20 protein-coding genes and 1 other RNA gene are annotated in these 25,738 nt (G+C 54.8%); 12 read left to right on the plus strand and 9 right to left on the minus strand.

What is annotated here, in order from left to right:
• Positions 1-16: 16 nt before the first annotated feature.
• A complete protein-coding gene (locus tag KTE_RS05600; RefSeq protein ID WP_201371609.1) occupies positions 17-397 on the minus strand; it encodes a YbjQ family protein in 381 nt (126 codons plus the stop codon).
• 122 nt (positions 398-519) lie between these two features.
• Positions 520-1,419, minus strand: coding sequence for a cytochrome c oxidase assembly protein (locus tag KTE_RS05605; RefSeq protein WP_201379391.1), 900 nt, complete (start codon positions 1,417-1,419; stop codon positions 520-522).
• Positions 1,420-1,577: 158 nt separating this feature from the next.
• On the opposite strand from KTE_RS05605, the gene KTE_RS05610 reads away from it, so the two are divergent.
• The gene (locus KTE_RS05610) at positions 1,578-2,726 is read left to right on the plus strand and encodes a glycerate kinase (RefSeq protein WP_201379393.1); all 1,149 of its coding nucleotides are present in this window, start codon (positions 1,578-1,580) and stop codon (positions 2,724-2,726) included.
• Positions 2,727-3,013: 287 nt separating this feature from the next.
• On the plus strand, positions 3,014-3,214 hold the full coding sequence (locus tag KTE_RS05615) for a hypothetical protein (RefSeq protein WP_201371606.1): 201 nt from the start codon (positions 3,014-3,016) through the stop codon (positions 3,212-3,214).
• A 180-nt stretch (positions 3,215-3,394) separates the two neighbouring features.
• Here KTE_RS05615 and rnpB read toward each other — a convergent pair.
• Both rnpB and KTE_RS05625 read right to left on the minus strand, forming a co-directional pair.
• An RNA gene (gene rnpB / locus KTE_RS05620) (RNase P RNA component class A) lies at positions 3,395-3,804 on the minus strand.
• A 320-nt stretch (positions 3,805-4,124) separates the two neighbouring features.
• The gene (locus KTE_RS05625) at positions 4,125-5,540 is read right to left on the minus strand and encodes a hypothetical protein (protein ID WP_201379395.1); all 1,416 of its coding nucleotides are present in this window, start codon (positions 5,538-5,540) and stop codon (positions 4,125-4,127) included.
• A gap of 481 nt (positions 5,541-6,021) precedes the next feature.
• Between KTE_RS05625 and rnc the strand changes: the two genes are divergently transcribed.
• Both rnc and rpoN read left to right on the plus strand, forming a co-directional pair.
• Positions 6,022-6,705: a ribonuclease III gene (gene rnc / locus KTE_RS05630; RefSeq protein ID WP_007905931.1), complete on the plus strand. Its 684-nt coding sequence runs from the start codon at positions 6,022-6,024 to the stop codon at positions 6,703-6,705.
• Positions 6,706-6,917: 212 nt separating this feature from the next.
• Positions 6,918-8,390 carry an RNA polymerase factor sigma-54 gene (rpoN, locus tag KTE_RS05635; protein WP_201379397.1) on the plus strand — a complete coding sequence of 491 codons (1,473 nt, stop codon included), beginning with the start codon at positions 6,918-6,920 and terminating at the stop codon, positions 8,388-8,390.
• Between the two features lie 39 nt (positions 8,391-8,429).
• Here the strand turns inward: rpoN and KTE_RS05640 are convergent, their stop codons facing one another.
• Positions 8,430-10,409: an NFACT family protein gene (locus KTE_RS05640; RefSeq protein ID WP_201379398.1), complete on the minus strand. Its 1,980-nt coding sequence runs from the start codon at positions 10,407-10,409 to the stop codon at positions 8,430-8,432.
• A gap of 391 nt (positions 10,410-10,800) precedes the next feature.
• On the opposite strand from KTE_RS05640, the gene gmk reads away from it, so the two are divergent.
• Both gmk and glpX read left to right on the plus strand, forming a co-directional pair.
• Positions 10,801-11,457, plus strand: a complete 657-nt coding sequence (gene gmk, locus KTE_RS05645; RefSeq protein ID WP_201379399.1) for a guanylate kinase — start codon at positions 10,801-10,803, stop codon at positions 11,455-11,457.
• Positions 11,458-11,483: 26 nt separating this feature from the next.
• Positions 11,484-12,479 carry a class II fructose-bisphosphatase gene (gene glpX, locus KTE_RS05650; RefSeq protein WP_007905936.1) on the plus strand — a complete coding sequence of 332 codons (996 nt, stop codon included), beginning with the start codon at positions 11,484-11,486 and terminating at the stop codon, positions 12,477-12,479.
• Between the two features lie 63 nt (positions 12,480-12,542).
• Here glpX and KTE_RS05655 read toward each other — a convergent pair whose 3' ends face one another.
• Both KTE_RS05655 and topA read right to left on the minus strand, forming a co-directional pair.
• Entirely contained in the window at positions 12,543-13,628 is a 1,086-nt protein-coding gene (locus KTE_RS05655) for an isocitrate/isopropylmalate dehydrogenase family protein (RefSeq protein WP_374226800.1), read from the minus strand.
• A gap of 255 nt (positions 13,629-13,883) precedes the next feature.
• Positions 13,884-16,346 carry a type I DNA topoisomerase gene (topA, locus tag KTE_RS05660; RefSeq protein WP_201379401.1) on the minus strand — a complete coding sequence of 821 codons (2,463 nt, stop codon included), beginning with the start codon at positions 16,344-16,346 and terminating at the stop codon, positions 13,884-13,886.
• A 303-nt stretch (positions 16,347-16,649) separates the two neighbouring features.
• Here topA and KTE_RS05665 point away from each other — a divergent pair, with 303 nt between their 5' ends.
• Genes KTE_RS05665 through KTE_RS05675 form a run of 3 tightly spaced genes read left to right on the plus strand, consistent with a single transcriptional unit; the run spans position 16,650 to position 20,071 of the window.
• Complete coding sequence (locus KTE_RS05665; RefSeq protein ID WP_201379402.1) at positions 16,650-18,461, plus strand: MurT ligase domain-containing protein; 1,812 nt, start codon at positions 16,650-16,652, stop codon at positions 18,459-18,461.
• Positions 18,458-19,393 carry a type 1 glutamine amidotransferase gene (locus KTE_RS05670; protein ID WP_201379404.1) on the plus strand — a complete coding sequence of 312 codons (936 nt, stop codon included), beginning with the start codon at positions 18,458-18,460 and terminating at the stop codon, positions 19,391-19,393. The genes KTE_RS05665 and KTE_RS05670 overlap by 4 nt, the downstream gene beginning before the upstream one ends.
• Before the next feature lie 30 nt (positions 19,394-19,423).
• Positions 19,424-20,071, plus strand: a complete 648-nt coding sequence (locus KTE_RS05675; protein WP_201379406.1) for a ClpX C4-type zinc finger protein — start codon at positions 19,424-19,426, stop codon at positions 20,069-20,071.
• Positions 20,072-20,637: 566 nt separating this feature from the next.
• On the opposite strand, the gene hpf is transcribed toward KTE_RS05675, so the two are convergent.
• Positions 20,638-21,273 (minus strand): ribosome hibernation-promoting factor, HPF/YfiA family, encoded by a 636-nt coding sequence (gene hpf / locus KTE_RS05680; RefSeq protein WP_201379408.1) that lies wholly within the window; start codon positions 21,271-21,273, stop codon positions 20,638-20,640.
• A gap of 576 nt (positions 21,274-21,849) precedes the next feature.
• Here hpf and KTE_RS05685 point away from each other — a divergent pair.
• Together KTE_RS05685 and nrdR are read left to right on the plus strand one after the other, a co-directional pair.
• On the plus strand, positions 21,850-22,116 hold the full coding sequence (locus tag KTE_RS05685; RefSeq protein WP_201379410.1) for a DUF6788 family protein: 267 nt from the start codon (positions 21,850-21,852) through the stop codon (positions 22,114-22,116).
• Between the two features lie 86 nt (positions 22,117-22,202).
• Positions 22,203-22,694, plus strand: coding sequence for a transcriptional regulator NrdR (nrdR, locus tag KTE_RS05690; RefSeq protein WP_201386983.1), 492 nt, complete (start codon positions 22,203-22,205; stop codon positions 22,692-22,694).
• Positions 22,695-22,790: 96 nt separating this feature from the next.
• Here nrdR and KTE_RS05695 read toward each other — a convergent pair whose 3' ends face one another.
• The gene (locus KTE_RS05695) at positions 22,791-23,219 is read right to left on the minus strand and encodes a Crp/Fnr family transcriptional regulator (RefSeq protein ID WP_201379412.1); all 429 of its coding nucleotides are present in this window, start codon (positions 23,217-23,219) and stop codon (positions 22,791-22,793) included.
• Between the two features lie 235 nt (positions 23,220-23,454).
• Here KTE_RS05695 and KTE_RS05700 point away from each other — a divergent pair, with 235 nt between their 5' ends.
• Positions 23,455-25,698, plus strand: a complete 2,244-nt coding sequence (locus tag KTE_RS05700) for a tetratricopeptide repeat protein (RefSeq protein ID WP_201379414.1) — start codon at positions 23,455-23,457, stop codon at positions 25,696-25,698.
• Positions 25,699-25,738: the final 40 nt, after the last annotated feature.

Consider the following 25,738-nt stretch of genomic DNA (forward strand, 5'->3'; position numbering starts at 1 on the left):
TCTCTCAACCAGCATATTACCCCTGGTCCTGGGATACTACCACTACCGCTGTGCCATAGCACAGCACCTCGGTTACCCCCTGCGTAATCTCGGTCGCGTCATAGCGCACCCCAATAATCGCGTTGGCCCCAACCTGTTGTGCATGCTGAATCATCAATTCATAGGCATCGTTTCGCGTCTCCTCGCAAAGCTCCGTATATAATGAAATGTTTCCACCAACTAACTGCTGAAAGGAGGCGCCAACGGTGCCTATTACGCTACGCGAGCGAACAATGATACCACGTACAATCCCAAGTGTACGCACGATGCGATGATTGGGGAGTTCGAAACCTGTTGTCACATAATGGTGAATATTTATGTCTTGCGCCGATGACTGGCTGGCTGGGTCCTGGTACATGCAAATCCTCCACGAAAATAGGGGGACACACTCATGATCTCAAGGGAATCTCCTGTGTCCTCCATACATACGCAGGCAACGGTAGGCATGTTGCAAATACAGCCGTCATTTTCGTCACGCCCTTACTCCGCTAGGCGTGACGAGCTATGCGCCACGTCTCCAGCTTCATCCTCGTCCTCCTCCTCCCACTCCTCCACGTATTCAAACTCTTCCTCTTCAGCCTGGCGTTGCAGATCCCGCTCGCGCGCGCGCTGCTCGATCGTCTTAAGCCAGCGGATAAAGAGCGGCGACATCACAATTAAGTCGACAATGCCTGGGATAAGCAAGATCGAGCCGCCTACAGCCTGGTCTGAAAAGGGCGAGAGTCCAAGCTGATAGGGGATGATATAGTGAGAGTAGATTGGGACCTCGGTCACCACCAGGAGAAAGGCCAGGATATCGACTGGCTGCCCATCCAGGAAGACATACAACATCTGCATAGGCAGGCTTAAAGCACGCTGGCCCACCATGGGACCAATGAGGGGCCACCAGTTTAAGAACGAGGCTACAAAAACCAGGGTCAACCAGCCATGGTAGACCCCAGCACTGGTCACGCTCCTGCTATATAAGAGCGGTGTATGCCATAATAAGAAGATCAGGTTGAAGAGAATCGAAGCCGTTAGCGGGCGCAAGAGAACCCGCGCCAGCACGCGCATAGGAGGCAATGCGAACAGGAGACGCAACATCTCTTCGGGGCAGGCCGCCATAAAAAGCGGCGAGCAGAGAGTGATCAAGATCACCACCTGGGTCATATGCACCGAGAAGAGCTGCGTACGCGCGATAGCATCTATGGGCGAAAAGAACGCTCCGATTGAACAGGCCAATGCCAGCACAAAAAAGATGATATGGCGCGCCTTGACCGGAGAGGCGTGCGCTTCAGATAAAGAGAGACGTCGTAGACGTACCACGCCTACAACATAGAATATCGTGAGAAGAAGCAGAATACAGAGAGCAGGAATGTTCCAGGACCATGCTTGCGCCATTATGAGAAATCTCCAGAAAGCTAACATCTAGCAACAGAACGACGTGTCTGCACCACCTCGTAGTATAGTGCAGACACATAGTGCATGCAAATTCTGGGAATACATTCCCCAGTTCTCACGCAACGAGCCGAGGTAGGCACCAGAGGAGAAAGAAAATAATGCATATTGTAATCGCACCACAGTCCCTTAAAGGGAGCCTGAGCGCTATTGAGGCCGGACAAGCCATTGCAGAAGGCGCGCAAGCCATCTATCCCCAGGCCAGCATCGAGATTATTCCCATCGCGGACGGTGGCGAGGGCACAGCCCAGGCGCTGGCCGATGCAACGGGTGGCCGCATCATAGAGCGCACTGTGACTGGTCCACTGGGTGCTCCGGTCAAGGCCTTTTACGCGTTACTGGGCGATGGGGAGACTGCGGTAATAGAGATGGCCGCCAGCGCGGGCCTGCCCCTGGTTGCGGCAGAGGCACGCGATCCACGCATCACGACAACCTATGGTGTGGGGGAGCTGGTTCGTGCAGCCCTCGATGCGGGTTGCCGCCATTTTATTATTGGTCTGGGGGGAAGCGCCACCAACGATGGAGGTGCGGGCATGCTTCAGGCCCTGGGCGTGCGCTTACTGGATAGGCAAGGACAAGAGCTTCCTTATGGCGGAGCTGCACTTCGGCGGCTACATCATATTGATATTGAGAACCTGGATGCGCGCCTACAGGAATGTACCTTTGATGTGGCCTGTGATGTCACCAATCCCCTCTGTGGGCCAGAGGGGGCCTCAGCGATCTATGGTCCACAGAAGGGTGCCGATCCCGCCATGGTTGAGGAACTTGACGACGCGTTAGCACACTATGCGGAGATCATCGAGCGTGATCTATGCATCAGAGTAAAGGATTTACCTGGCGCGGGCGCAGCCGGGGGCATGGGCGCGGGGCTGGTCGCCTTCTTGAAGGCGCGCTTGCGTCCAGGGGCACAGATTGTCCTGGAGGCGGTCGCTTTAGAGCAGCGTCTCCCCACTGCGAACCTTGTCATCTCCGCCGAGGGGCGCCTTGATGGACAAACAGCATACGGAAAAAGCGTAGGTGCGGTCGCCCAACTGGCGAAACGCTATCATCTCCCAGTGCTTGTCCTGGCAGGTGGTCTGGGCGAAAATTATCAAGAGGTCTATCAGCTTGGCATAGACGGCCTGATACTTATTCCTGATGGCCCCATGACGCTTGAATATGCGATGCAGCATGCCTATAAGCTGGCACGGGAGGCGACTGAACGCGCCCTCCGCCTCTTCCGAACCGCTCAAGAATCCGCGAAAAAATAATACCAGGAACGGATCTCAAAATTGCTATTACAAATTGCTATTACTAAATTACTGGTTTGTGAACGTCTTATTACAAGAAAGCAAAATCGTGGTACAATGAGGTATCCCTCGTATACGTACACATTTTCTAGTTGTATTGTTCTTTTTATTATCATTAGCCTCACTAAGTTCCACTTATCTCTCGATGAGGTCGACGAAATGTAATATGAACAGAGAGGCCGATGCCAACCAGGAATGTTCGCCATCGTAGTTTGTCCCATTGTCCTTATTGATTGAGGGAGCATGTTATGCCAGAACAGTCCTACACCACACGTGCTTCGGATATTCAGCGTCTATTGTCTGCCGGTTTCAGTGAAGCCGAGGCCCGTAAGCTCCTCTTCATGCGTGAGCATGTTGATGAGCAGATTGAGTACCGCGAGATGCTTGAAGAGAGTCGGCGCCTCAACTTTATTCGCTGGTTACTCGAACACAACCGTATGAGTCGCTAAAGGTCTGGTTACGATCAGGGCGCGGCTTTTCATCATAAATTTGCTTCCTTCTTATTCCGAAACCCAACGTCACTCTCGTGACAAGCGCTTCGCGCTCAGGATTTCGGATACATAGTTCCTAGAACGCAAAGAAAAGCAGCGGAGACATGATCTCCGCTGCCTTCTTGTTTTGTGCGTGTGGAGTTGAGAGAAGCCATAAGCCGAATTCTGTTCCCGCGCAACCTCTCGATTACACGGGTGGCAATCATCTATCTGGGACACTGATTACTCAGCATCTCAAGCAACCAACCCGAGGGTTGACAGACGAGCCGCCTGCTAGCCTCCTCGACGTGCGAGGAAACTATCCCCTCTGCTCGGTCTTGCTCCGGATGGGGTTTGCCCAGCCAGCCGATCACCCGGCTGCTGGTGAGCTCTTACCTCACCATTTCGCCCTTACCTGTGCCCTCACATATGCGCTGAGCACAGGCGGTATGTTTCTGTTGCACTTTCCTTAAGGTCACCCCCACTGGCCGTTAGCCAGCATCCCGCTCTGTGGAGTTCGGACTTTCCTCGCATAGCTGTATGCTACACGCGATTGCCAGGCTTCCTCAAATCCACCGTCGTACAGAGTACCATATCTCTCCTGGATCGTCCAGAGGGCAATAATATGCACAAACATAAGTCATCCCAAATTTTGAGGAAAAGGAAGAGATCCGGGGCCTTCTCCACGTGCGGAGAAGGCCCCGGATCTCTTCCTTTGTGCAGGAGACAGGTACCGGCCTGCCATTTCCCCCGTGCCACGGCCAGGGGAGCACAGCTTGTGCACGCCTTGCCCCATGATCTCGTGTGGCGGCTTGTCCCTGTGTATACGAAGCCAACGCGTCCCCTGCTGCGTTTTCCCGCTTACGCTTGCACGCAGGTGCTTGTGGCTTTAGACGGATGCTTTTTCTTCCGTGACGATGACGCGCCCGGCCACAGGGGGCTCCCGAGGGAGCAACGCCTGGGGTGGATAGGCCTGCCAAAGCGCTCGTACGGCCTTTCGCAGCCGCACGAAGGGATGCTTCACCAGGCGCAAGTGCCGACCCGTGCGCGGACAAAAGGTCTCGATGCACCAGGTTCGCAGCGGCTCAAGCCAGGGATGCAACAACGAGAGCAGAAAGTCGTAGGCCAGCGTCGCGATCAGCAAGAGCTTTTCGCGCGTCTCCCATGCCTGCACGCGTGGACTCTCAAAGCCGAGCTCACTTTTTTGATCCTTGATTTCCTCCTCCACCTGCCAGCGACGGGCGTAGGCCCAGTAGGTGGGCCAAGCCTGCGTGGGAGTGCTGGCAAGTTCTGCCGTCAAGAGATACCAGGGCTCACGATCTTGGGAGCGACAGACCACCAACCAGAGGGGATGCTCAGGGTGGTCAGGATGGCGAACGGGAAAGGCCACAATCCCTCCTGGCACGAGGCACTGCTTGCGCGCATCCCAGATGGCCATCTTCTCCCAACTCGGTTTGCCGCGGGCGATCTCCCAGGTTTTGCGCAGACACCCCTGCTCATCAAGGAGCTTGTAACTGCTCTTCCAGCGCATGATGAAGCGCAGCTCCAAGCCCAGGAGCACCCCAAGCCAGAAGCTGCCTGCAAAGCCAGAGTCAAAGATATGAATCACGCGGCGACCAAAGCGCTCCTTGAGCTCAACGAGCAGCTTGCCTTGTTCATCGCGTTGGAAGGAGGCATGCACTCCCCGGCTCGTCCACCAGCGCATGGCGGCCACCTGGGGAGGATCCTGACGGGTGGAGAGACCCACCAGCAGGACGCCTTCCCAGTGAAGCCCGGGGACAAAAACGGGACCACTGGGAGGCGTGTAGAAGCCCTTCTTGATCCGCTTCAAGCGCGCTGCTTTCGTCGAGCGCACTGCGCAGTACTCCTCATTGTGGATGCTTTCGGCTTTTTCCTGCTGACTGCTATCCCAGACCAGGAGCGCGATGAGCTGCTGGGCTTCCCACTGCTCAAGGCGCTCGTGCGCTCGTTGCAAGAGATACTCACGGATGAGGGAGCTCGACCACTTGGGAGAACGCAGCAGATGGCTGATGCGCTTGACAGCAGCGGGTGTCTGCTGAGCTGAGCCCAGGTGTTCACCCAGTTCGGTCAAGAGCAAGGCATTGACCCGGTCACGAAAAGTGATGATGGTTTGCACCAACCGCGCAAAGGTGCGCACCAGGCGCTTGTCTAGCTGGGCATCCAGCTGCAGGAGCAGGGGCATGAGGTGCTTAGCTAACAGGCGTAAGAGCGCCTCTGACATCAGTTCGGGGTCAAAGGCCCACACTTGCGGACCCTCTTGCCATATGAGAGAATGCGTTGACATGTCGAGCCCTCCAGTTGAGTTCTTGAGGTGGTAAAGGGTGTTTTCCTCAAGTTTCTCTCTGGAGGGCTTTTTGGCAAGCTCATCCTCAAAAAATTCGGGATGACTTATGTTTGCCGTTTTTCGCCCATACCCCTTACCCCTGAGCGCCGCAGGCGCGAAGGTACTTCTGTGAAAGAGGAATTTCCCGCGCAATCGAGAATGGCAATATCAGTCATATACAGACAGGTAGATACAAAGCTCTTTTTAGAAGGCAAAGAAGCCTTACTACAAGCATAGTTAAGATGACGACCATGGGGATAGCGTGCCTTGAACAGCATTGCGAACTGGCACAAAACGCGCTAAAATGTCAGCGGTGAATAACTTATTATATAGGGGACCCGGATATCGTAGTCCCTGGTCCCCAAAGTTTCATTCTGGCACATCGTCGCGATACTGATACAAAAGTGCATGATGAGGCTCAAGTGTTGCTAGAGGTATATGAATGCACGAAGAGTTGGAAGCTATTCTCGATATACAATTTCATAATCCCAATCTGCTCACCCTTGCCCTCACCCATCGCTCCTATATTTATGAGGCAGCGGGTGAAGGGAGAAGCTCAAATGAACGCCTGGAGTTTCTGGGAGACTCCATTCTCGCTCTCATTAGCGCGGACTTTCTCTACCGCACATTTCCCGACCTGGCGGAGGGCGAATTGACCGATGCTCGTGCAGTCCTGGTGCGCACCGAGACGCTGGCGAACTTTGCGCGCGACATTAACCTGAGCAATTTCCTGCTTATGGGCAAAGGGGAGCAACATAGCGGTGGAGGTCAACGCGTCCTTGCCTCAGCGTTCGAGGCTCTACTAGGCGCGATCTATCTCGATCAGGGATTGGATGCAGTGCAGACATTCCTCCTCAAACGTCTTGAACCTCTGGCTCACACTATCGTCAGGAATCGCCTCTTTAAGGATAATAAGTCGCTCTTTCAAGAACTTGCGCAGGCTCATGACGGTATTACCCCATCCTACCGTCTTGTCAATCAGGAAGGTCCTTCCCACAACCGCGAGTTTACTATCGAGGTACTCCTTGGTGAACAGGTCGCGGGACGAGGCCAGGGGCGCAATAAACAATCTGCGGAACAAGAGGCCGCACGCCAGGCTTTACTCAGCCGGGGATGGATCTCATAGCGAAGTAACCAGTCAGTCCGTTACCCATCCAGGGCGCAATGAAGCGCAGAGGTACGTGCTATGTCCCGTCCGTCGCCGGACAGAGATCTTATTCCGAAACCCAACCCCCATTCGGGGGCGCGCGACACTTGCGTGTCTAGCGCTTCCCCCATTCGGGGACAAGCGCGCTCAGGGTGTTCGGATAAGAAGTAAGAGGGGAAGTAGGGCAGAGTATGCGACTAGAGCCGACACCCAGGCCAGAACAGGTCGTCCGCGTCAACGCAAAGCTCATCACATCCAGCACAATTTTACATTTCTCTTCTGAAGAGCTTGAACATGCAGTCAGTCAGGAACAGGCAGAGAATCCCGCACTCTCGGTGAAAGAACAACGCATCTGCCTCTCCTGTGGCACCCCCCTGTATAGCCAGTATGGGCAGGTATGCGCCGCGTGTGGCAACTTCATACAACAGGAGCAACCCTCCACCACGACCGAGGGACCTCTTCTTTCGCCCGAGAGCGCCCACTGGAATTATCAACAACATACCTTCTTTGATATTGATAACTACGGCTTCGTGGCCATTGATGACGAGGACGCCTTTGATCCCATGGCAAGGATCGCGACCAATGAATCCCTGAGCGAGACCCTCCTGCAACAGCTAGAGGCACTGATCGCGCCTGAGGATGCCTTAATCGCCGAGCAGCTTGTTGGCAATCTGAATGAGCGAGGCTACCTGGAGGTCTCCATTGAGGAGATCGCTACCCATCTCGAAGTGCCTGTAACGCGCGTGAGCTATGTCCTCAAACAGCTTCAGACACTCGAACCACTGGGAATTGGCGCCCGCGATCTACGCGAATGCCTTCTCCTACAACTGGAGGCCCTGGCAGAGGTCGATGATGCACCCGCCCTAACCCAGACGCTGATCACCCACTATCTTGACCAACTGGCCCATAACCAGTTTCACGAGATTGCGCGCCAGCTTAAGGTTCCCGAGGAGAGTGTCAAAGAGGCCTATCACTATATCCGCACCACACTCCACCCCTATCCGGCACAGACCTATAGCGTGACCCAAAGCTATGGACGCTCAAGTCATGGCACAAGTTATATTCGTCCTGACATCATCATTCGCCAGGGAGAGAATGGTCTTGAAATTGAGCTGGTGGAAGAGAGACGCTATCACTTCTCGATTGGCTCACGCTATCCCCTCCCAACCAGCGAGGCCCCCAGCAACGATATGCAACGCTACATACACTACCATAACGACCGCGCAAAGTTCTTTATTGACTGCGTCCAACGCCGCTGGCAAACGTTGCGCCGCGTCGCAGAGCTGGTCGTCAACTACCAGCGCGAATTTATCGAGAAAGGGGTGCGCTACCTCCGGCCACTCACACGCGCAGAGGTCGCGACGCGCTTAAGCCTGGATGAGGGCACCGTCAGCCGCGCGACAGCTAATAAATACGCCCTGCTCCCTAATGGGCGTCTGTTCCCCCTGGCAAACTTTTTCGATGGCTCGCTGGGAGTCAAGGACATGTTACGCGAACTGATTCACTCTGAGGAGGCGCGCCACCGCTATAGCGACGATGAGCTGGCTCGTTTGATGACCGCTCAGGGTATTCCCATGGCCCGGCGTACCGTAACCAAGTATCGCGAGGAGATGGGTATAGGTTCTTCACGGGAGCGCAATCGCGCTCCCGTGAAGAACCTATGAATGCCGGGTTCCTGAATACGTTTGCATGTGGCGCTCTCGTCACTTCACCCGTTCGAGCAATCCCTGAGCGCTTTCAGGATCGACGTAGAGCGTTCGCTCACGCTCATAGACAACCATGCCGGGACCACCACCCTTCATATGGCGCACGTGGCGCTGCAACGTGTAGTCGACCGGGGCATTGGTAATACCACGCGCCTGGCTATAATATGCCGCCAGGCTCGCGGCCTGGTCAATCGTGCTGCGTGGGATCTCACGTCCGGCCGCTTTGACAATGACATGCGCCCCCGGCACACCACGCGCGTGCAGCCAGACATCATTGCCGCTCGCCTGGTGGAAGGTGACCTCCTCGTTCTGGCGGCTGTTCTTCCCAACCAGGAGCGTAAAGCCTTCGCGGCTCTGGAAAGAGAGCGGCACACCGCCACCGGGTGCGGCGGTCTTTCCTTTGGCGCCTTTACCTCCCTTGGCAGGCTTGCCTTTCTTCGCCGCCTTCAAGGCCTTCTTGTCCAGGGCAGCCTTTCCACGAATGTAGCCCGCCGCCTGGACCTCTGCCTTCACCAGGGCCACCTCAGGGGGCGTTTCAGCCAGCGAGAGATCCAGCAAGAGCTGTTCGATGGTCGCCAGCTCCGCGTTGTTCTGCTCGATCTGATCCGGCAGGAGTTCCAGGGCGCGTCGGAGCTTGTGATACTTGTTGAAGAGGCGGTTGGCGTTGCCTACAGCATCAAAACGGGGGTCCAGGGTCATACTCACCCTGGGTACATTCCCGCTCTCATCCTCTTCAAAATAGTTCTCCAGCTCGACATTCACCTGGCCTTGCACCACCTCGTGCTGGTGGGCCAGCAACAATTCACCCTGGAGGCGATAGCGCGCCGCCTCTTCGGAGGAGGCCATCTCCTGGCGTAGGAGTTCGGCCTTACGCATACAGCGATCACGCTGCGTCTGGAGTATCTTGCGCACCGGTGAGCGTACCCCATCCATGGCATCCCGCCACTCGGCGCGCGCGAAATAGTCATCCAGCACGACATTGATCGAGGGCGACGAGCGGAAGGTGACATCTTCACGGGCCGCGTATTGCTCCAGTTGATAGGCGGCAAAGGCCAGAACCTCTTCGCGGGCCTCCAGCCCCTCGCCTGCCTTCTCACGCACCACCAGTTGCGGCTGCCACTGATGGCTTTCATAGAGCGAGGACAGATCACGAATGACCCAGGCCAGCTCCTCCCAGGTTGCCTCACTGGCCTCTTCGACCGGCAGCTCGGCGTTCTCTGCCGCCCGGTAGACCATTTCGCGGGCCAGCAGCGGGCTACATCCCTCCAGGTGGCGCGTCAGCAATTGCCAGAGTGTCGCCTTCGCTGGCCCCTTCTTACGCTTCTTCTGCGGCTCTGTACTCGCCTCTTCTGGCTGTTCAGCGGCACAGATCGCCAGTTGGGCCGCCGTCACGGTCAAAGGATCGAGGCGCGGCAACGTCTGGCCCGCCAGGGTGCGCTGCTGGGGTGGTGGGGCGACGTAGGGGACATTCGGCGTGATCACGCGATAGCGGTTCACCTCCGCGCTTACACGCTTGAGGCTACCCAGGATCATCCCCCCCTCGTCACAGAAGACAATATTACTGATACGCCCCATAATCTCAATGATCAGGCGGAAGCGCGTACGCTCCTCGCTCTCGGGCGAGCTGCGATAGCCCGCAATAATCTCAATCACGCGCTCGCCACGTGGCTGCTTGACCGCTTCAATACGTGCGCCTTCCAGGTATTTGCGCAGCAACATCACAAACGCAGGCGGCTCGCTGGCGATGCGAGGGGGTTTACGCGCCGTGATATGCGCACGCGCCAGTTGGGGATGGGCAGAGAAATAGACCCAATAGTTGCGTCCGCCTCCCTGCTCCTCCCCCTGGGGACGGGGGGCATAGCACTGCAACGCCAACGCATACTCAGTAGGCTGAATGATAGTATCGATACGCGCCCCCATCAGCAGCATACGCCACTCATCTGCGACGGCCGCCAGGGTCATGGCATCTACATGCATAAGACGTTCCAATCTAGACTTTTGCTGCGCGTAAAAACAAGCAAGCAGCAATGAACAGGCAAGCACATTTTTGCTTTGGTGCAGCCTGCTTCGTGTTGTACAATATCACTAAGCTCTTATTCCGAGACCCAACGTCACTGGCGTGACTAACGCTTCCCCATTCGGGAACCACCTAACCCCCATTCGGGGGCAAGCGGCCGCGCGCTCAGGGTGTCGGATCAGTAGTAATGAGCGTTGCACTTTAGTGGTGATCGCCTCTTGCCGAATAGCTATTGTAGAGGGGTAGAGACACCACTGTCAAAATACGCTCGCTGATGCACCACAGTATAACAAAGTGTTGGCTGTTCGTACATCAACCCTCAAAACATCCAGATCTGCCGGGAAGAGAAACATGCATATTGAGACAGGTTCTACCGTACCTCAACCATCTGATAAATCACATCTCGATACCTCTCATAAACGTGGTCTTCTGTTTGTGCTTTCAGCCCCCTCAGGGACAGGAAAAGATACGGTTATTCAAGCGCTCAAAGCGCAAGGGATGGACTTTCACGTGGTGGCGTCCGTTACCACACGTGCTCCCCGCGCCGGGGAGAGCGAGGGCAACCCTTATCACTTTGTGAACCAAGACACATTTGATCAACTGGTAGCCAATGATGAATTACTTGAGTATGCCAACGTACATGGTAACTGGTACGGACAACCCAAGCAACAGATTCGCGACCATCTGAGTCAAGGGCGTGATGTCCTGCTCAAGATAGATGTTCAGGGAGCGGCAACCATTCGCCACAAGCTTTCTGAGGCAATCTTTCTATTTCTGGTTCCCGGCTCATTTGAAGAGCTTGCCTACCGCCTGACCAGGCGGCAGACAGAGACAGAGGATGAGAGACAACGTCGTCTTCTTGATGCTCAAACAGAACTGGCACAACGCAATCACTATGACTACGTCGTAGAGAACCGCCAGGGATATCTAGACAAAGCTGTCGAGCAGGTACGCGCCATTATACTTGCTGAGCACTGTCGCACACAACCCAGATATGTCACGCTTTAGCACCTGACAATAGAAGGAGGATTGCTTTGGAAGAACGTTTTGAACAGTCCGGGACACGCGAACGCAACCTGGGCATGGAATTGATACGCGTCACTGAAGCCGCTGCCCTGAGCGCTGGTCGCTGGATGGGTAAAGGCAATAAAGAGATGGTAGACCAGGCAGCCGTCGATGCCATGCGTCATGCCGTCGATGGTGTCGATATGGACGGCGTCGTCGTCATCGGCGAGGGCGAAAAAGACGAGGCCCCCATGCTCTACATCGGCGAGCACGTCGGAAATGGGCATAAGCCCGAAGTAGATGTCGCCGTTGATCCCGTCGATGGCACGCGCCTGCTGGCGCTCGGTTTGCCTGGCGCCCTGGCCGTGGTCGCGACAGCGGAACGTGGCACGATGTACTCTGCCCCTCCTGGAGTCTTCTACATGGAGAAGATCGCGGTCGGACCCGCCATGCGCAACGCTATCGACATCAATGCGCCCGTCGCAGTCAACCTGGACAGGATCGCGCGCGCACGCGAGGCACGCATCGACGACCTGACAGTGGCCATCCTGGACCGCCCGCGCCACTCTGAGATTATTCGCCAGGTACGCGAAGTGGGGGCTCGCATTCGCCTTATTGGTGATGGTGATGTCGCCGCCGCCATCCAGGCCGCGATGGAAGATTACCGCGGTATCGACGTCTTGCTGGGTATTGGTGGCGCGCCTGAAGCGGTTCTCGCCGCGGCTGCTATTAAATGTATCGGGGGCGAGATTCAGTGTAAGATCTGGCCACGCAACGACCAGGAGCGTGAGAAGCTCAAGGCCGATGGTATTGATCTCAGCCAGGTCTACCGCACTGATGACCTGGTCAAGGGCAACGACGTGGCCTTCGCGGCCACAGGCATTACCACTGGTGAACTGCTCGATGGCGTCCAGTATTTCGGCTGGGGCGCACGTACCTCCTCTGTGATGATGCGTTCCCGCTCTGGCACGGTTCGCTATATCCAGGCCCGCCACAAGTGGCGCAAATCCAGCCAGGCCCAGTAAAGTTGTGAGTATGAGACGGCCTGGCGGCCGAAGGCCGCCAGGCCGTCTCATACTCATTTACCTCTACAGGCGGCGCAAACGCTCAATGACGGCGTCGGCAACCTGTGATGTTCCCACCGCCGTGGGATCGTCTGGGCGCGGCTTGAGATCATAGGTCACATACTTTCCTTCCGCGATCACCTGCATTAAGGCCTTCTCCAGGCGCACAGCGGCCTCTTTCTCACCCAGGTGCCGCAACATCATGACCCCGGAAAACATCATCGCCATCGGGTTGACCTTATTCTGACCCGCGTACTTAGGCGCACTCCCATGTACCGGCTCAAACACCGCGTACTGGCTCCCAATATTCGCCCCAGGAGCCACTCCCAGGCCACCAATCAAGCCTGCCGAGAGATCTGAAATAATATCACCATACAGGTTAGGCAATACAAGCACATCATACATCTCTGGCTTCTGCACCAGTTGCATGCACATATTATCCACGATACGATCCTCGTGCTGGATATCGGGATACTCCTTCGCGACCTCGTGAGCCGTCGCGAGAAAGAGGCCATCAGAAAGGCGCATAATGTTTGCTTTATGCACAATCGTGACCTTGCGCCGGTCATTGGCACGCGCATAGTCGAAGGCGAAGCGCGCAATGCGTCGCGTCGCCAGCACAGAGATATACTTGATGCTCAACGCGGAATGGGGATCGAGTTTCTGACCTGTGGTGCGCTCAATAAGCTCTAATAGTTCTTCCTGGTGTGATGTCCCACGCTGAAACTCAATACCCGCGTAGAGGTCCTCCGTATTCTCGCGTACAATGACGAGATCAATATTCTCATAGCGCGAGCGCAGGCCAGGATAGGTCTTGGCGGGCCGCAAGTTCGCGTAGAGATCTAGCTTCTTGCGCAACGTCACGTTCGCGCTGCGTTGACCGCGCCCCACAGGGGTAGTGATTGGCCCCTTTAATCCCACCTTCGTCCGCTTAATCGATTCCAGCACATCATCAGGCAGAACCGTCCCCTGCTTCTCCAGCATCTCGCTTCCAGCCTGACGCACATCCCACTCAAATTCGATCCCGGTGGCCTCGAGCACGCGCCTTGTAGCTGTTGTAATTTCCGGACCTGTGCCATCCCCCGGTATCAAGGTTACGGTGTGCGGCATGGGCATGAATAGTCCTCCACAAAAATGCCATCCAGAAAGGTGGAATCTTATCCCACAAAATATGTCAACTTTCTGTGATTATATCACTTTTACGCGATCTCTGGTATGAAAGGCAAAATGGCCATCAAGGCCGCACAAAAGTCATGCATACCCTGCTCGGGGGAAGGCTGACGAGTGCCGTCCACACGCCTATAAAAAAGAAAGCGCCCCCAGGAGCAGGTGTCCGCCTGCTCCTGGGGGCGTGGTATACATTGGCTACTCCGTGGGGAGGGTCGCTGTTTTTTTGCTGGCCGCAGTGGCACGCTTGGTCGTAGTACTCTTGGCCGTGGTACTCTTGGCAGCGGTTTTCCTGGTTGTGGCTTTCTTAGCCGGTGATTTCTTCACACTGGCGGTGGTACTCGTCTTTTTGCTTGTGCTGGTAGCTTTCCTGGTGGTTGTCGCCGAGGTCTTTTTGCGCGTGGCAGTCTTGCCATTAGCGCTCGCCTGCGCCTCATCCTCAGTCGAGGCCGCACTGGCAGCCGATTTTTTACTCCGCGTCGCAGTCGTCTTTTTGGCGGCTGAGCCATCGGGTGTAGGCTGCTCTTCCGTCTTCCGCTGGGGCAGGATGACCTCGTTATAGCAGACAGGGTCCTGGCCAACCTTCGGTATTACCATCAGGCCACCGCAGTTGGGACAGGGATTGGGCGCGGGTTTCTCCCAGATGGCAAAATTACAGGTTGGGTAATTGTTGCACCCGTAGAAGAGCCGCTTGCGCTGCTTCGTCTTGCGCTCTACCAGGTCGCCACCACACTGGGGACAGAGCGCCCCAGTCTTATTGACAAACGAGCGACGATAGCGGCATTCAGGGAAACCAGAGCAAGAGATGAAGCGCCCGAAGCGCCCGTTACGAATGACGAGGTGACGCCCACAGTCGGGGCAGAGTTCATCCATCTCCTCAACCGGGGCCTGCACCCTATCCATCTCCGCTTCGGCCTTTTCCATGGTGACCTTGAAATCGCCATAGAAGTTGCGCAGGAACTCGATCCAGGAACGGCGTCCCTCCTCTACATCGTCGAGTTTACGCTCCATATCCGCGGTAAAGTTGGTATCGACAATGTCGGGGAAGTGTTTATTCATCACCTCATTGACCGTCGCACCTAACCAGGTCGGCATGAAGCGTCGCTGCTCTTGTTCCGCATAGCCACGATCCTGAAGCGTACTAATGATCGGGACATAGGTACTTGGACGCCCGATACCTTGCTCCTCAAGCTCTTTAATCAGGCTAGCTTCGGTAAAGCGGGGCGGGGGCTGCGTAAAGTGCTGCTCCGGTTTGAGCCCATGAAAATCCAGGTCCTCGCCAACCTTCATAGTTGGCAAGAGTTTCTCGTCCTCCTCACGCGGCCAGACGGCGTAGAAGCCCGGAAATTTCAAGTTCGAACCCGTCGCGCGGAAGACGTACTGCCTGGCACCGATATCCGCACGCACGGTATCAAAGATGGCGGGAGCCATAAAGCTCGCAACAAAGCGATTCCAGATCAGCGTATAGAGCTTATACTGCTCGGGCGAGAGGTAGGACTTCACGCTCTTTGGTGTCAGCGAGACATCGGTTGGGCGAATGGCTTCGTGCGCGTCCTGCGTTGTGGCCTTGGCCTTGCTGGTGCGCCCTCCGCCAACATACTCCTGACCGTATTCCTGCGAGATAAAGCCCTTCACCATCTTCTGCGCCTCGTCAGAGATACGTGTTGAGTCTGTACGCATGTAGGTAATCAAGCCCTGGTGCCCACGCTCGCCCAGTTCGATACCCTCATACAACTGCTGTGCCAGGCTCATCGTCCGCTTCGGCTTAAAATAGAGACGCGAAGAGGCATCCTGCTGCATAGTACTGGTCGTATAGGGGAAAGGTGGCTGGCGACGCTGCTCGCGCTCCTCATATTTCAGGACACTATAGGTCGCGCCCTTGAGATCGGAGAGAATCGTATCGGCCTCCTCTTTAGAAGAGACCTTGATACGGCCTTTCTTCACAACCTTGCTGCCACTGGCAGCGGCAGGACTCTCCTCGCCCTCAGTTGACGACTCAGAGGCATTCAAGGCCTCCAGGTCATTTAAGCGCGCGATCAATGATGCTTCGAAACGCTCGGGACGCTGCTGTTTACTGAGCGTCGCAATAATGCTCCAATACTCGTCAGGCACAAAGGCCTGAATCTCGGCCTCGCGATCACAGATCAAGCGCAGGGCGACTGACTGGACACGGCCAGCACTGGTACCCGACTGGACACGCCGCCAGAGCAGGGGACTAATTTTATACCCGACCAGGCGATCCAGCACGCGTCGCGCCTGCTGGGCGTTAAACAGATCTTCATTAATACGGCGCGGCTGCTTGATAGCTTCTTGCACAGCGCGCTTGGTAATTTCATGGAAGACCGCACGATGAGGATTTTTCAAGCCCAATACATTTTGGAGTGACCAGGCAATAAACTCGCCTTCACGATCCGGGTCGGGCGCAAGGAACACTTCATCCGCGCGCTTGGAGGCCGCCTTAAGCTCATCGATCAGGCGGTCTTTTTTCTCGATCACCTCATACTTGGGCGTAAAGTCTTTGCGCGTATTAACTCCCAACCCCTTTTTCGGCAAATCAACAATATGGCCCATTGAGGCCCGGACCTCGAAGTCTCGCCCCAAGAATTTTTCAATAGTCTTTGCCTTGGCTGGCGACTCTACAATCACTAATTTCTTTGCCATCGACCTTATCCCCGACCTTCGTTATTTCTCAGCTTGACTACCATAAACCATGCACAACAATCTTCCTTCAGTCGAAACACGCAAATACCTGATGAATATTTCCAAAGCATAGAATAGCATAGTCTGACAAGTCGCTACCCTATACTAGCAAAATCGTCGGGTAACCGCAAAAATTTTCTTAAGAAGCATACCACATTCTGGCAAGAGGGCCATCTCTTGACCCCCACGGAACTTACATGCTATTCTGCATTCAGCCATACTATAAATAAGATACAATACACAGCGCTGACTCGGAGGGAGAATATGCGAAAGAATAAATCGTCTCAGCCAGTGGAACAGGAGCGGAACACATCGGAAAGAGAAGAGACCGCGAATCGCACATCGCTTACCCGGACCCGGCGTAACCTACAGAGTCAGCTATCAACCAGGTCTCAGGGTAAGCAATTACGCGCAGGACTGGCCGTGGTCGCGGGCCGCACCGCGGGCGCCCTCAGTCGCCGTCTCCATGTCGGTGGAGGCACGAGCATTGTTGGCATCGTGGCTCAGCGGATGTATCCAGGTATTGTAGAACACCTGGCAACCCAGCTTGAACATGGCAGTATCATTGTCACTGGTACTAATGGTAAGACAACGACGAGTGGCTTCATCGCGAACATCATCCGCGATGCGGGCCTGCGCGTCTGGCACAATAAAGAAGGCTCCAACCTGATGCGCGGCATCGCCAGTTCCCTGGTCATCCGTGCCCTCCCGAGCGGAAAGCTCAAACGCTCTGGCAAGGCTATCTCCATTCTGGAGGTCGATGAGGCCACGCTCCCCCAGGTCACACAGGCCATCACTCCGCGTGTACTCCTCTTTAACAACCTCTTTCGCGATCAACTGGACCGCTATGGCGAGGTTGACAGCATCTCCAGTCAGTGGCAGAAGACGCTGCAAAACCTGCCCACAAGTACCATCCTGGTCTTAAATGCCGACGACCCAACCACGGCGCAGTTGGGAAGAGATTTCGCGGGACAGGTCGTGTACTATGGAGTTGATGATCTCTCTCTGGACCTGAGCCACAAGCAGGAGGATGAGCAACACCAGGTCATTGATAGCCGCACCTGCCCCCTGTGTGGCAAGGAATATGTCTATGACGCACGTTTCTATAGCCATATTGGGCACTACCATTGCCCTAATGGGGACTGGTCGCGTCCGCAGCCACAGGTACGGGTCACAAAAATCCAGCCCGAAAGCTTCGACCGCCAGCGTTTACATATCGCCATTGGTGACATAGAACATGAACTTGTCGTACCCTTGCCTGGGATTTACAATATCTATAATACGCTAGGCGCCATCGCAGTTGCCGAGGCCATCAAGTTACCCTGGATACCTATGCAAACGGGTATTGAACGCTTCAAGCCGGTCTTTGGCCGGGGTGAAAGCATTGATGTCGAAGGACGCACCATTCGCTTGCTGCTTGCCAAAAATCCAACGGGTTTCAATGAGGTGCTGAGAACCCTCTTTAGTCCTACAAGAGAAGAGGAGCATACGGCACTTACTACTGAGGTAAGCATAACCCACGCCACACACGCGGGCGAAACAACAACTGGCACCACTGTTGAATCCAGCCAGCCAGAGAAGCCAACTGAAGTGACTTCTTTACCAACTTCAGATAAGAGACATGTGTTCTTTGTGCTCAATGATAACACCGCGGACGGGCGAGATATTTCCTGGATCTGGGACGTAGATTTTGAGAGGGCTGTGGGCAATGTTGCCTCAGTCACCATTTCAGGGACGCGCGCACGCGATCTGATGCTCCGTCTCAAGTACGCTGGCATCGCCGAAACGCAGATGCGGCTTATTCCCTCCACGCCACTACGCGCGGAGCGTGAGAAACATATGTCCAGGCGCAAACGCTCACGTGCGAAAGGACAGGCAGAAGGGAGCGAGAGTTACCCTGCTGGCCCCTCCACACGTGTCTATGGTGTTCAACAAGCGATACGCATTGCCCTGGAGCAAACACCCGAGAGGGAGACATTGTTTGTAGTTCCAACGTATACCGGATTATTAGAAATTCATCGTCTTTTAGAAGAGCAGGGCCTCGCACCCCGCTACTGGGAAGGAAGAGACGCATGACGCACGCTTCCGTCAAGCCTCTCACGCTGACCCTCGGGCACCTCTATCCAGATCAATTGAATCTGTATGGTGACCGTGGCAATATTATGACGCTTCAACGCCGGTGCCAGGCTCGCGGCATTGAACTTCGCGTTGTTGGCTTGGGCATTGGAGATGCCCTGGCTCCCGATGAGTATGATATGCTCTTTATCGGGGGCGGGCAGGATAAAGAACAGGCGCCCGTTGCCCAGGATCTCTATGATCTCAAAGGCATCGGCTTATGGGCGGCCGTAGAAGATGATATGCCTGTTCTTGCGGTATGTGGCGGCTTTCAGCTGCTGGCGCACTACTATCGACCCGCGGAGGGGCCAGACATGCGTGGGCTGGGCGTTTTTGATGCCTGGACCCTGCACAAGGGGAAACGCGTCCCTCGCTGTATTGGCGATATTGCTCTCAATTGGAATGGTTCCACACTGGTGGGCTTTGAGAATCATGGTGGTCGCACCTACCTGGGTACGGCCAAACCCCTGGGAAAAGTACTCAAAGGCTCTGGCAATAACGCCGAGGATCATACCGAGGGAGCCATTTACCGCAACGCTTATGGCACCTATCTGCATGGCTCACTCCTGCCCAAAAATCCGCACTTCGCGGACCATTTACTCTCACTGGCACTCAAACGTAAATATGGTGGCGAATATTACCGCGTTGTAGCCGAGTCTCCTCCCGCGAGCAATGGCTATTCGTCGGCGACTCTCCCTGAAAAGTCTGGAGAAACATCTGGAGAATCAATAATGGTGACGGCAGTTATGGAGGAGGAACCGCTCTCGCCTCCCTCCTTCCAACTCGCACCATTGGATGATAGACTGGAGTGGGAAGCCCACGCCTATATTCTTGAGCGCCTTGGCCTGCATCATGCCGCCGCAGCCACCATACGCGCCCATATACAGGAGTAGGTGCTTCTCCTCGTCACTAAGGATGGAGTTATGAGCACAGATCGGTCTCTGGCGCGTTGCTCGTTTTGCGGACGCCATGCCTCAGAGGTAAAGCATCTTGTCGCAGGACCTGGAGCAGCCTACATCTGCGATGAATGCCTACAATTGTGTAATGAAATATTGAAGGACCCTGCTCCATTCTCGCCTCAAGCCCTGGAACTGGCCTCGCGCCCTCCAGTAGTCGTTGCTGCCCCGCAAACCACGCCCACTCCTGATAAGGAGAGCGCTCCGCCTGCCCCCCAGCATAAGCCACATCGCGTCATCACGCTCGAAGTTGAGCAAAAGCAGCAGGGGATGACGCTGCTCCTCCAGCAACTCTGCTATTATGCGCAACACTTTGAAATCCATTATCTCTGGATTCGCCCTCCATTCCCTGCTGGCTTCGCCTTTGTGCCACGCCTCATCTTCTCGCTGCATGCCGACACTGGCGCGCAGTGGGCCGGAGATCGTGGGGGCATGATCGTGGCCCGCACAGACCTGGGCAATGATCCAGAGCATACCGTGTACCAGGGAAGTGCGCGCTTCCGCCCGCTCCCAGAGCCAGAGGTAAAGCAGCTACTTGTGCGAGCAGCCGATCCCCTTGGTCAATTCGAGACGCCAATTCTGCCTCCCTGGGAATTTGAAGTCCACATTCCCTAGAGACCCGAGGTTGCTAAATACAGGATGTGGGTGTGGTGAGGGGCAATTGCCCCTCACCACACCCACATCCTTTGCTCTTGTAAGATCTTATTCCGAAACCCAACGCCACTTGCGTGTCTAGCGCTTCGCGCTCAGGGTTTTCGGATAAGTAGTAAGCGCCATAGGCGCGAAAACGTACGTTGAAAGTAGATTTTTTGACACTCCGCCTGGATACATCCAGGGGATTCTTCCTTCATCCAGAGGGCTTGCCCTCTGAGGATCGCTCCTCAGAGCGTAGAGGTCCGCCTGTCCAGAAGCGTTGCAAGAACCGAAGTTCTCAGGTTTCCGCATGCCCTACGGTACCAACCACGTTTCTTGTGGTGTATGAAGCTAAACCAACCGTGAGGTGGGTATCGTGCCTCATCGTCTACAAGACGAATCTCTTTGCAATAGCTTCATTTGTATTGATGAGTATATCAGATGTTCTCATCAAAAGCAAGAGGGAAGGGCCATTCATCTCCTGGATACATCACAGGGGCTTTCTGGCCCATGAATGTAAAGCCTTTGTATATGGCACTGACCAGCCCTTATTCCATAGCTGGAATTAACAAGCCATAGCCGCCCTGCTCCAGGCGATACATCACATTAACGCTACTGGTCTCCTCATTATAAAACGGGTAGTACGAAGCGCCATCCTTCTCCATCAGCGCAATTACTTCTTTGTCGGTCATCGACCTGGTTGGTAGGCTCTTGATCTCAACAATTTTTGACCAGATCTGCTCGTTCTCTTGCTCCTCCATCATGAGCTGGTCAATAGCAGGCTCCTCTGTAGGAGAGTGTAGCTCCTCTTCAAGCGAAGAGAGGCGCCCGGTACGTGAAAGTTCAAGCGTCTTGATGCCAGGCGTCTGGTGCTGGCGACGTCGCGTCAAACGATCTTTTTCACGACCAAGTTGGTACTCGATTTTATCTATAACAATATCGAGCGCTGCATTTGCGGTGGGGGCGCGTTCCTCGCTACGCGCGGCATGCACATGTCCATGTGCGGGAAGGGAGATTTGTACTGAGAAGCGATCCTGTGCGCTTTTGGTCTGCTCTTCCGCAACCGTAACTTGCACAAGTACGTCCTCATCAATTAAGCGGGAGAGGCGCTGAATTTTGCGCTCAATACGCTGGCGCAACTGTGAGGAGACGTGCATCTGTCGGCCTTTGATGATGATCTGCATAGTGTCCTTCCTCTTTCCGATCCTACAACACAACACAACAAACGGAACAGAAGATTCTCGCCGAAGGTAGATGTACAGACATATTATACATCATTTCCCAAAGAGAAAAGAAACACATTGCAGCAAAATCACCAAGGAGCCTTTTAAAAGGCTAAACGTAGCTTTTCTCAATTCCGAGAGCCCCGCAAGCACGAGAACTTCCGCTCACGCCCTCCCCTGGAGCAATGCTAAAAAAAATGTAACAAACATCTATAGGCTTTTAATATATTTTCACTTTTCTCATGCTATAATTCGTTTCCATCGCAGAACATTTGATGAACGATGTTTCATATTTGCACGGCATAAATTCATACAATGTTCAGGGCATGATGTTATTATATTAAAGACTTACATACACATTTGGCGATTTTTTCGGAAACGTGGCAAAAGGTGTGCCATCATAGCGATGGTCTATGTGTCATGAAAGGAGAGGCGGCGCTCGCCCAGCCAGATTGATAGACAACGATCAAGAGGAGATGTCTCTCGTTTACGTGCGAGGGAGCACCGGTGGCAGGGGGTGAAGCGCCGCGTTGATCAATGAAAGCTATACCAAACGATCAGCATATTACCTATCAGTTGCAGTATCGTAAATGTGGCAAAGCTTCGTGCAGCACCTGTCGCAATGGCCCTGGCCATGGTCCCTACTGGTATGCCTACTGGCGTGAGGGCTCGCGCTTACGCTCAGGCTATGTGGGGAAGGTCCATCCTCAATTACAACAGCAGCAACCTGATGAACAGACTGAGTCAAACGTGCCAAATGCGGACACACGTCTGCAAAAACTGGCTACGGCCCGCTCTCGCTAAGGAATGTCTCCTAAGCATATCCTCCAATGCGCCAGGTTGTGATAAAATATGCCTATTACACACAAAATAGTATTGGAGGACATACCATGAAATGTCCTTATTGCGGATGTGGCGAATCTCGCGTAAAAGACTCTCGTGACATCGGTGACGCAATTCATCGACGCCGCGAATGCGAGCACTGCAAAGGGCGTTTCAGCACCTATGAGCGGGTTGAAAAAGTACCTTTGATGGTCATCAAACGCGATCAGCGACGTGAGGCATTCGACCGACAAAAACTTTATGCAGGTCTGCGCAAAGCCTGTGAAAAACGACCGCTACCAGCTAGCGAAATAGAGAAAGCGGTCGAAGAAATTGAACAGGAGCTTGATCGCTCCGGCAAACAAGAGGTTGCCAGTAGCGTTATCGGCGAACTGGTTATGGAGCACCTGCAACATCTCGATAAAATCGCATATATTCGCTTTGCCAGCGTCTATCGCTCATTTACCGATGTAGAAACAATGTTTGAAGAGATGCAAAAGCTGTTGCATCGCGACACAACCCCACAGACTGATACGCAGGATCAATCTCGACAAAAATAAGCTATAGAGTACGGTGAAGTGATGGGTCCAGGCAGCCTGTGGTTGCCTGGACCCATCACTTCACCTCCTAGAAATAGTTTGGCCCAATGGCGTCACTTAATCGTGCTGGCGCGCCTCTGCCTTGCGCAGACGCCGACTGAGGGCAGCCAACAACTTCAAGGTAATATCGGGGTGTGAGCGTAAGATACTTCGGAACTCCCACACGGGCAATACGAGTACCGTCACATCCTCTGCCGCGACAACCGTCGCCGAGCGTGGCAATTCATCAAGAAGTGCCATCTCGCCCAAAACTTCGCCGACACCTGCGCTGCCAATAACCTCTTCGGCTCGGTCGGAATTGTTTGCCTGGCTGATACGCACATTGCCTTGCGTCAATACATACAGGGCAACCCCAGGATCACCTTGCGAAAATAATGTGGAACCCGCGCTAAATGTGCGCTCCTGGCAGTTCTTTGCAATCTCTTGCAACTCTTTCTTATTTAAAGTGGAAAAAAGGTCTACACGCGAGAGGATGTCTTCTTTCATGGTTTTACGGCTCCTTCGGCAACGTATTTGACCCGGTACATAAAAGACGGCTCAATGCTTGCCTGATTCTTTTACTATCGTAGCAGGTATTCTATCACATTCCTGCGCGCTGGTCACCTGCTTCATAGCTTTTTGACTTTTTGACTTTCTGGACCTCAGGCACTACAATGAATCTAGAAAAATAAGCCTATTCAATTTACATCCACTGACTCACCGTCTGAGGAATAGATATACGATGTCTACACAGGATACAGAGAAACAACTCAAGGATCGCCAACAGGCAGAAAAACGTCTGCAAGCAGGGCTGGAAGCATATAACGAAGGCAAACTTGACCAGGCCTCTGACGCCTTTGGCGACGCAGAGATACGCTTTCGCCTCCTTGGAGAGTTTAAACGCGCAGGCGATAGCCGCATGCTCATCGCCGAGGTACAGCGCGAAAACAATGCCCCGGAACAGGCCATTACCAGCTATCAGCGCGCAATCAAATTTTACCGCGACTCAGGCCATCCGCTCAGCGAAGCTGGCGGTCTACTCGCTATCGGGCACCTCGAACGCCAGCTTGCACACCTGGATCGCGCTCAGGACACCTATCAGAAGGCACAACAGATCTATCGCGCCCATACATACCCTCAGGGGCTGGGCAACACCGAGCTCGCCCTTGGACACATCGAGCTCCAGCGCGGCAATAGCGCCTATGCCGCTGAACACTACCAGGATGCCGTCCACTATTACAAAGAGTCTAACGACCGCATCAATCTTGCAGATGCCAGTCGTAGCCTGGCGGATGTCCAGCGTATGCAGCGCAAATTTGATGAGGCACTGAAGGGCTATCAAGAGGCACTGAATATCTACCAGGGCACCAATGATATCTTTGGTACCATTGATGCTCAACTCGGGCTGGCACGCATCTACCTGGAACGCGAAGAGCTTGAGACAGCCGCCAACCTGTTCGCTGAGGCCTACAAAACATCAAGCGCGCTTGAGTATGAGCTGGGCGAGGCCGACGCCAACCTGGGCCTGGCCGAGACGATGCTCCTGCGCAACGAAGTTGACCAGGCCTTAACAGGCGCACAGACCGCGCTCGATCTCTACACCAAACAGCACAACGCCCTGGGCAACGCCAATGCCAATCGTGTACTGGGCGAAGTAAATACCCGCCGTGGTCAGCTCACATTCGCCAATTCCCTGCTCGAACGCGCTGCCCGCACCTACAAAGCCATTGCGTACCGTGTGGGGCAGGCCGAAACAACCACCAGCCTGGGTGAGGTGCAATATCGTCGTGGCTTCGCGGAAAGCGCGCTTACCACCTTCGACGATGCACGGGCGCAGGCTCATAAGTTACAGAATGTGCTGGTCGAGGGGCGTGCCATTGTTGGGATCGCCAATACCTACCTGCACATGGGGAAGCTGCAACAGGCTCAGAGCGCCTATGCTGATGCCTCTAATCGCTGCGAAGAGATCGACCCGGTCGCCAGCGCAACACTGCGTGCCCAGGTCGCAGTTGGAGAGGCCCAGGTGGCCATCTATGGTGGTGATCTACACGAGGCCGAGCGTAGCCTGCAAAGGGCGCAGGAGGCCATACAACAAAATCTCCTGGCACAGCGTATCCAGCCCCAGGTCACATTGATCCAGGGAAAATATGCGCTGACGAGCGGCGACTTTGCCCAGGCTGGCATGTTTTTCGAGCAGGCCAAAAATCAGGCTCAGCATGTGCAGGAGCCGCTGGTAGCAGCCCAGGCCCTGCTTGGTCTAGGGCAGAAACAGTTGGCAGAGGCTGAGCTGGATGCCGCGACCGAGACGTTGCTCGCAGCTGGTCGTCAGTTCCAGCTCCTGGAGAGCCTCGTCGGTGATGGCTCAGCGGTCCTTGGCCTGGCCCAGGTCAGCATCGCCAAATCCGCCTGGGATGAGGCCAGCGAAAATAGCGAGGCCGCAATCACGCGCTTCAAGCAGGCAGGACACACGCCAGGCCATGCCGATGCACTCCTGAGTCGCGGCCTCGCCAGGCGCGGAAAAGACGAGCTAGACGAAGCACTCAGCGACTTTGAAGAGGCCCTGCACCTGTACCACCAGACACGCCAGCCACTAGGCGTGGTCGACACGCGTTCAGCCCGCGCAAGCATCTACTTTAGACGTAACGAGTTCGACCGTGCTCGCGATGAAGAAAGTAAAGCGATCACCCAGGTTGAGCGAGTCATGAATACGTTGAGCAAGCCAGAGCATTGGAGCCTCTTCCTGCGTCAATATGTCGATCTTTACGCGCTGACCGCGCTGACTGATATACGCCAGGATCACGACGAACAGGCGCGTATTCTCGTCGAAAACTTTGCGCGTATCGCAGGCAGCCAAGGGATCATCGAGCATCTTCAGGGCTTTGAAAGCGCTATCCCCACCAGCGGTGAGGATCTCACCAACGAGGAGATACAGGCCAATAAAGACCTGGTACGACGTATTGGGCAACTTTATAAGGGCCTTAAATAAAAGTTTGTACAAAGAGGGCTGATCATGCGAAAATAGAGAG

The sequence above is a fragment of the Ktedonobacter sp. SOSP1-85 genome (assembly GCF_016587415.1).
Taxonomy (GTDB): Bacteria; Chloroflexota; Ktedonobacteria; order Ktedonobacterales; family Ktedonobacteraceae; genus Ktedonobacter.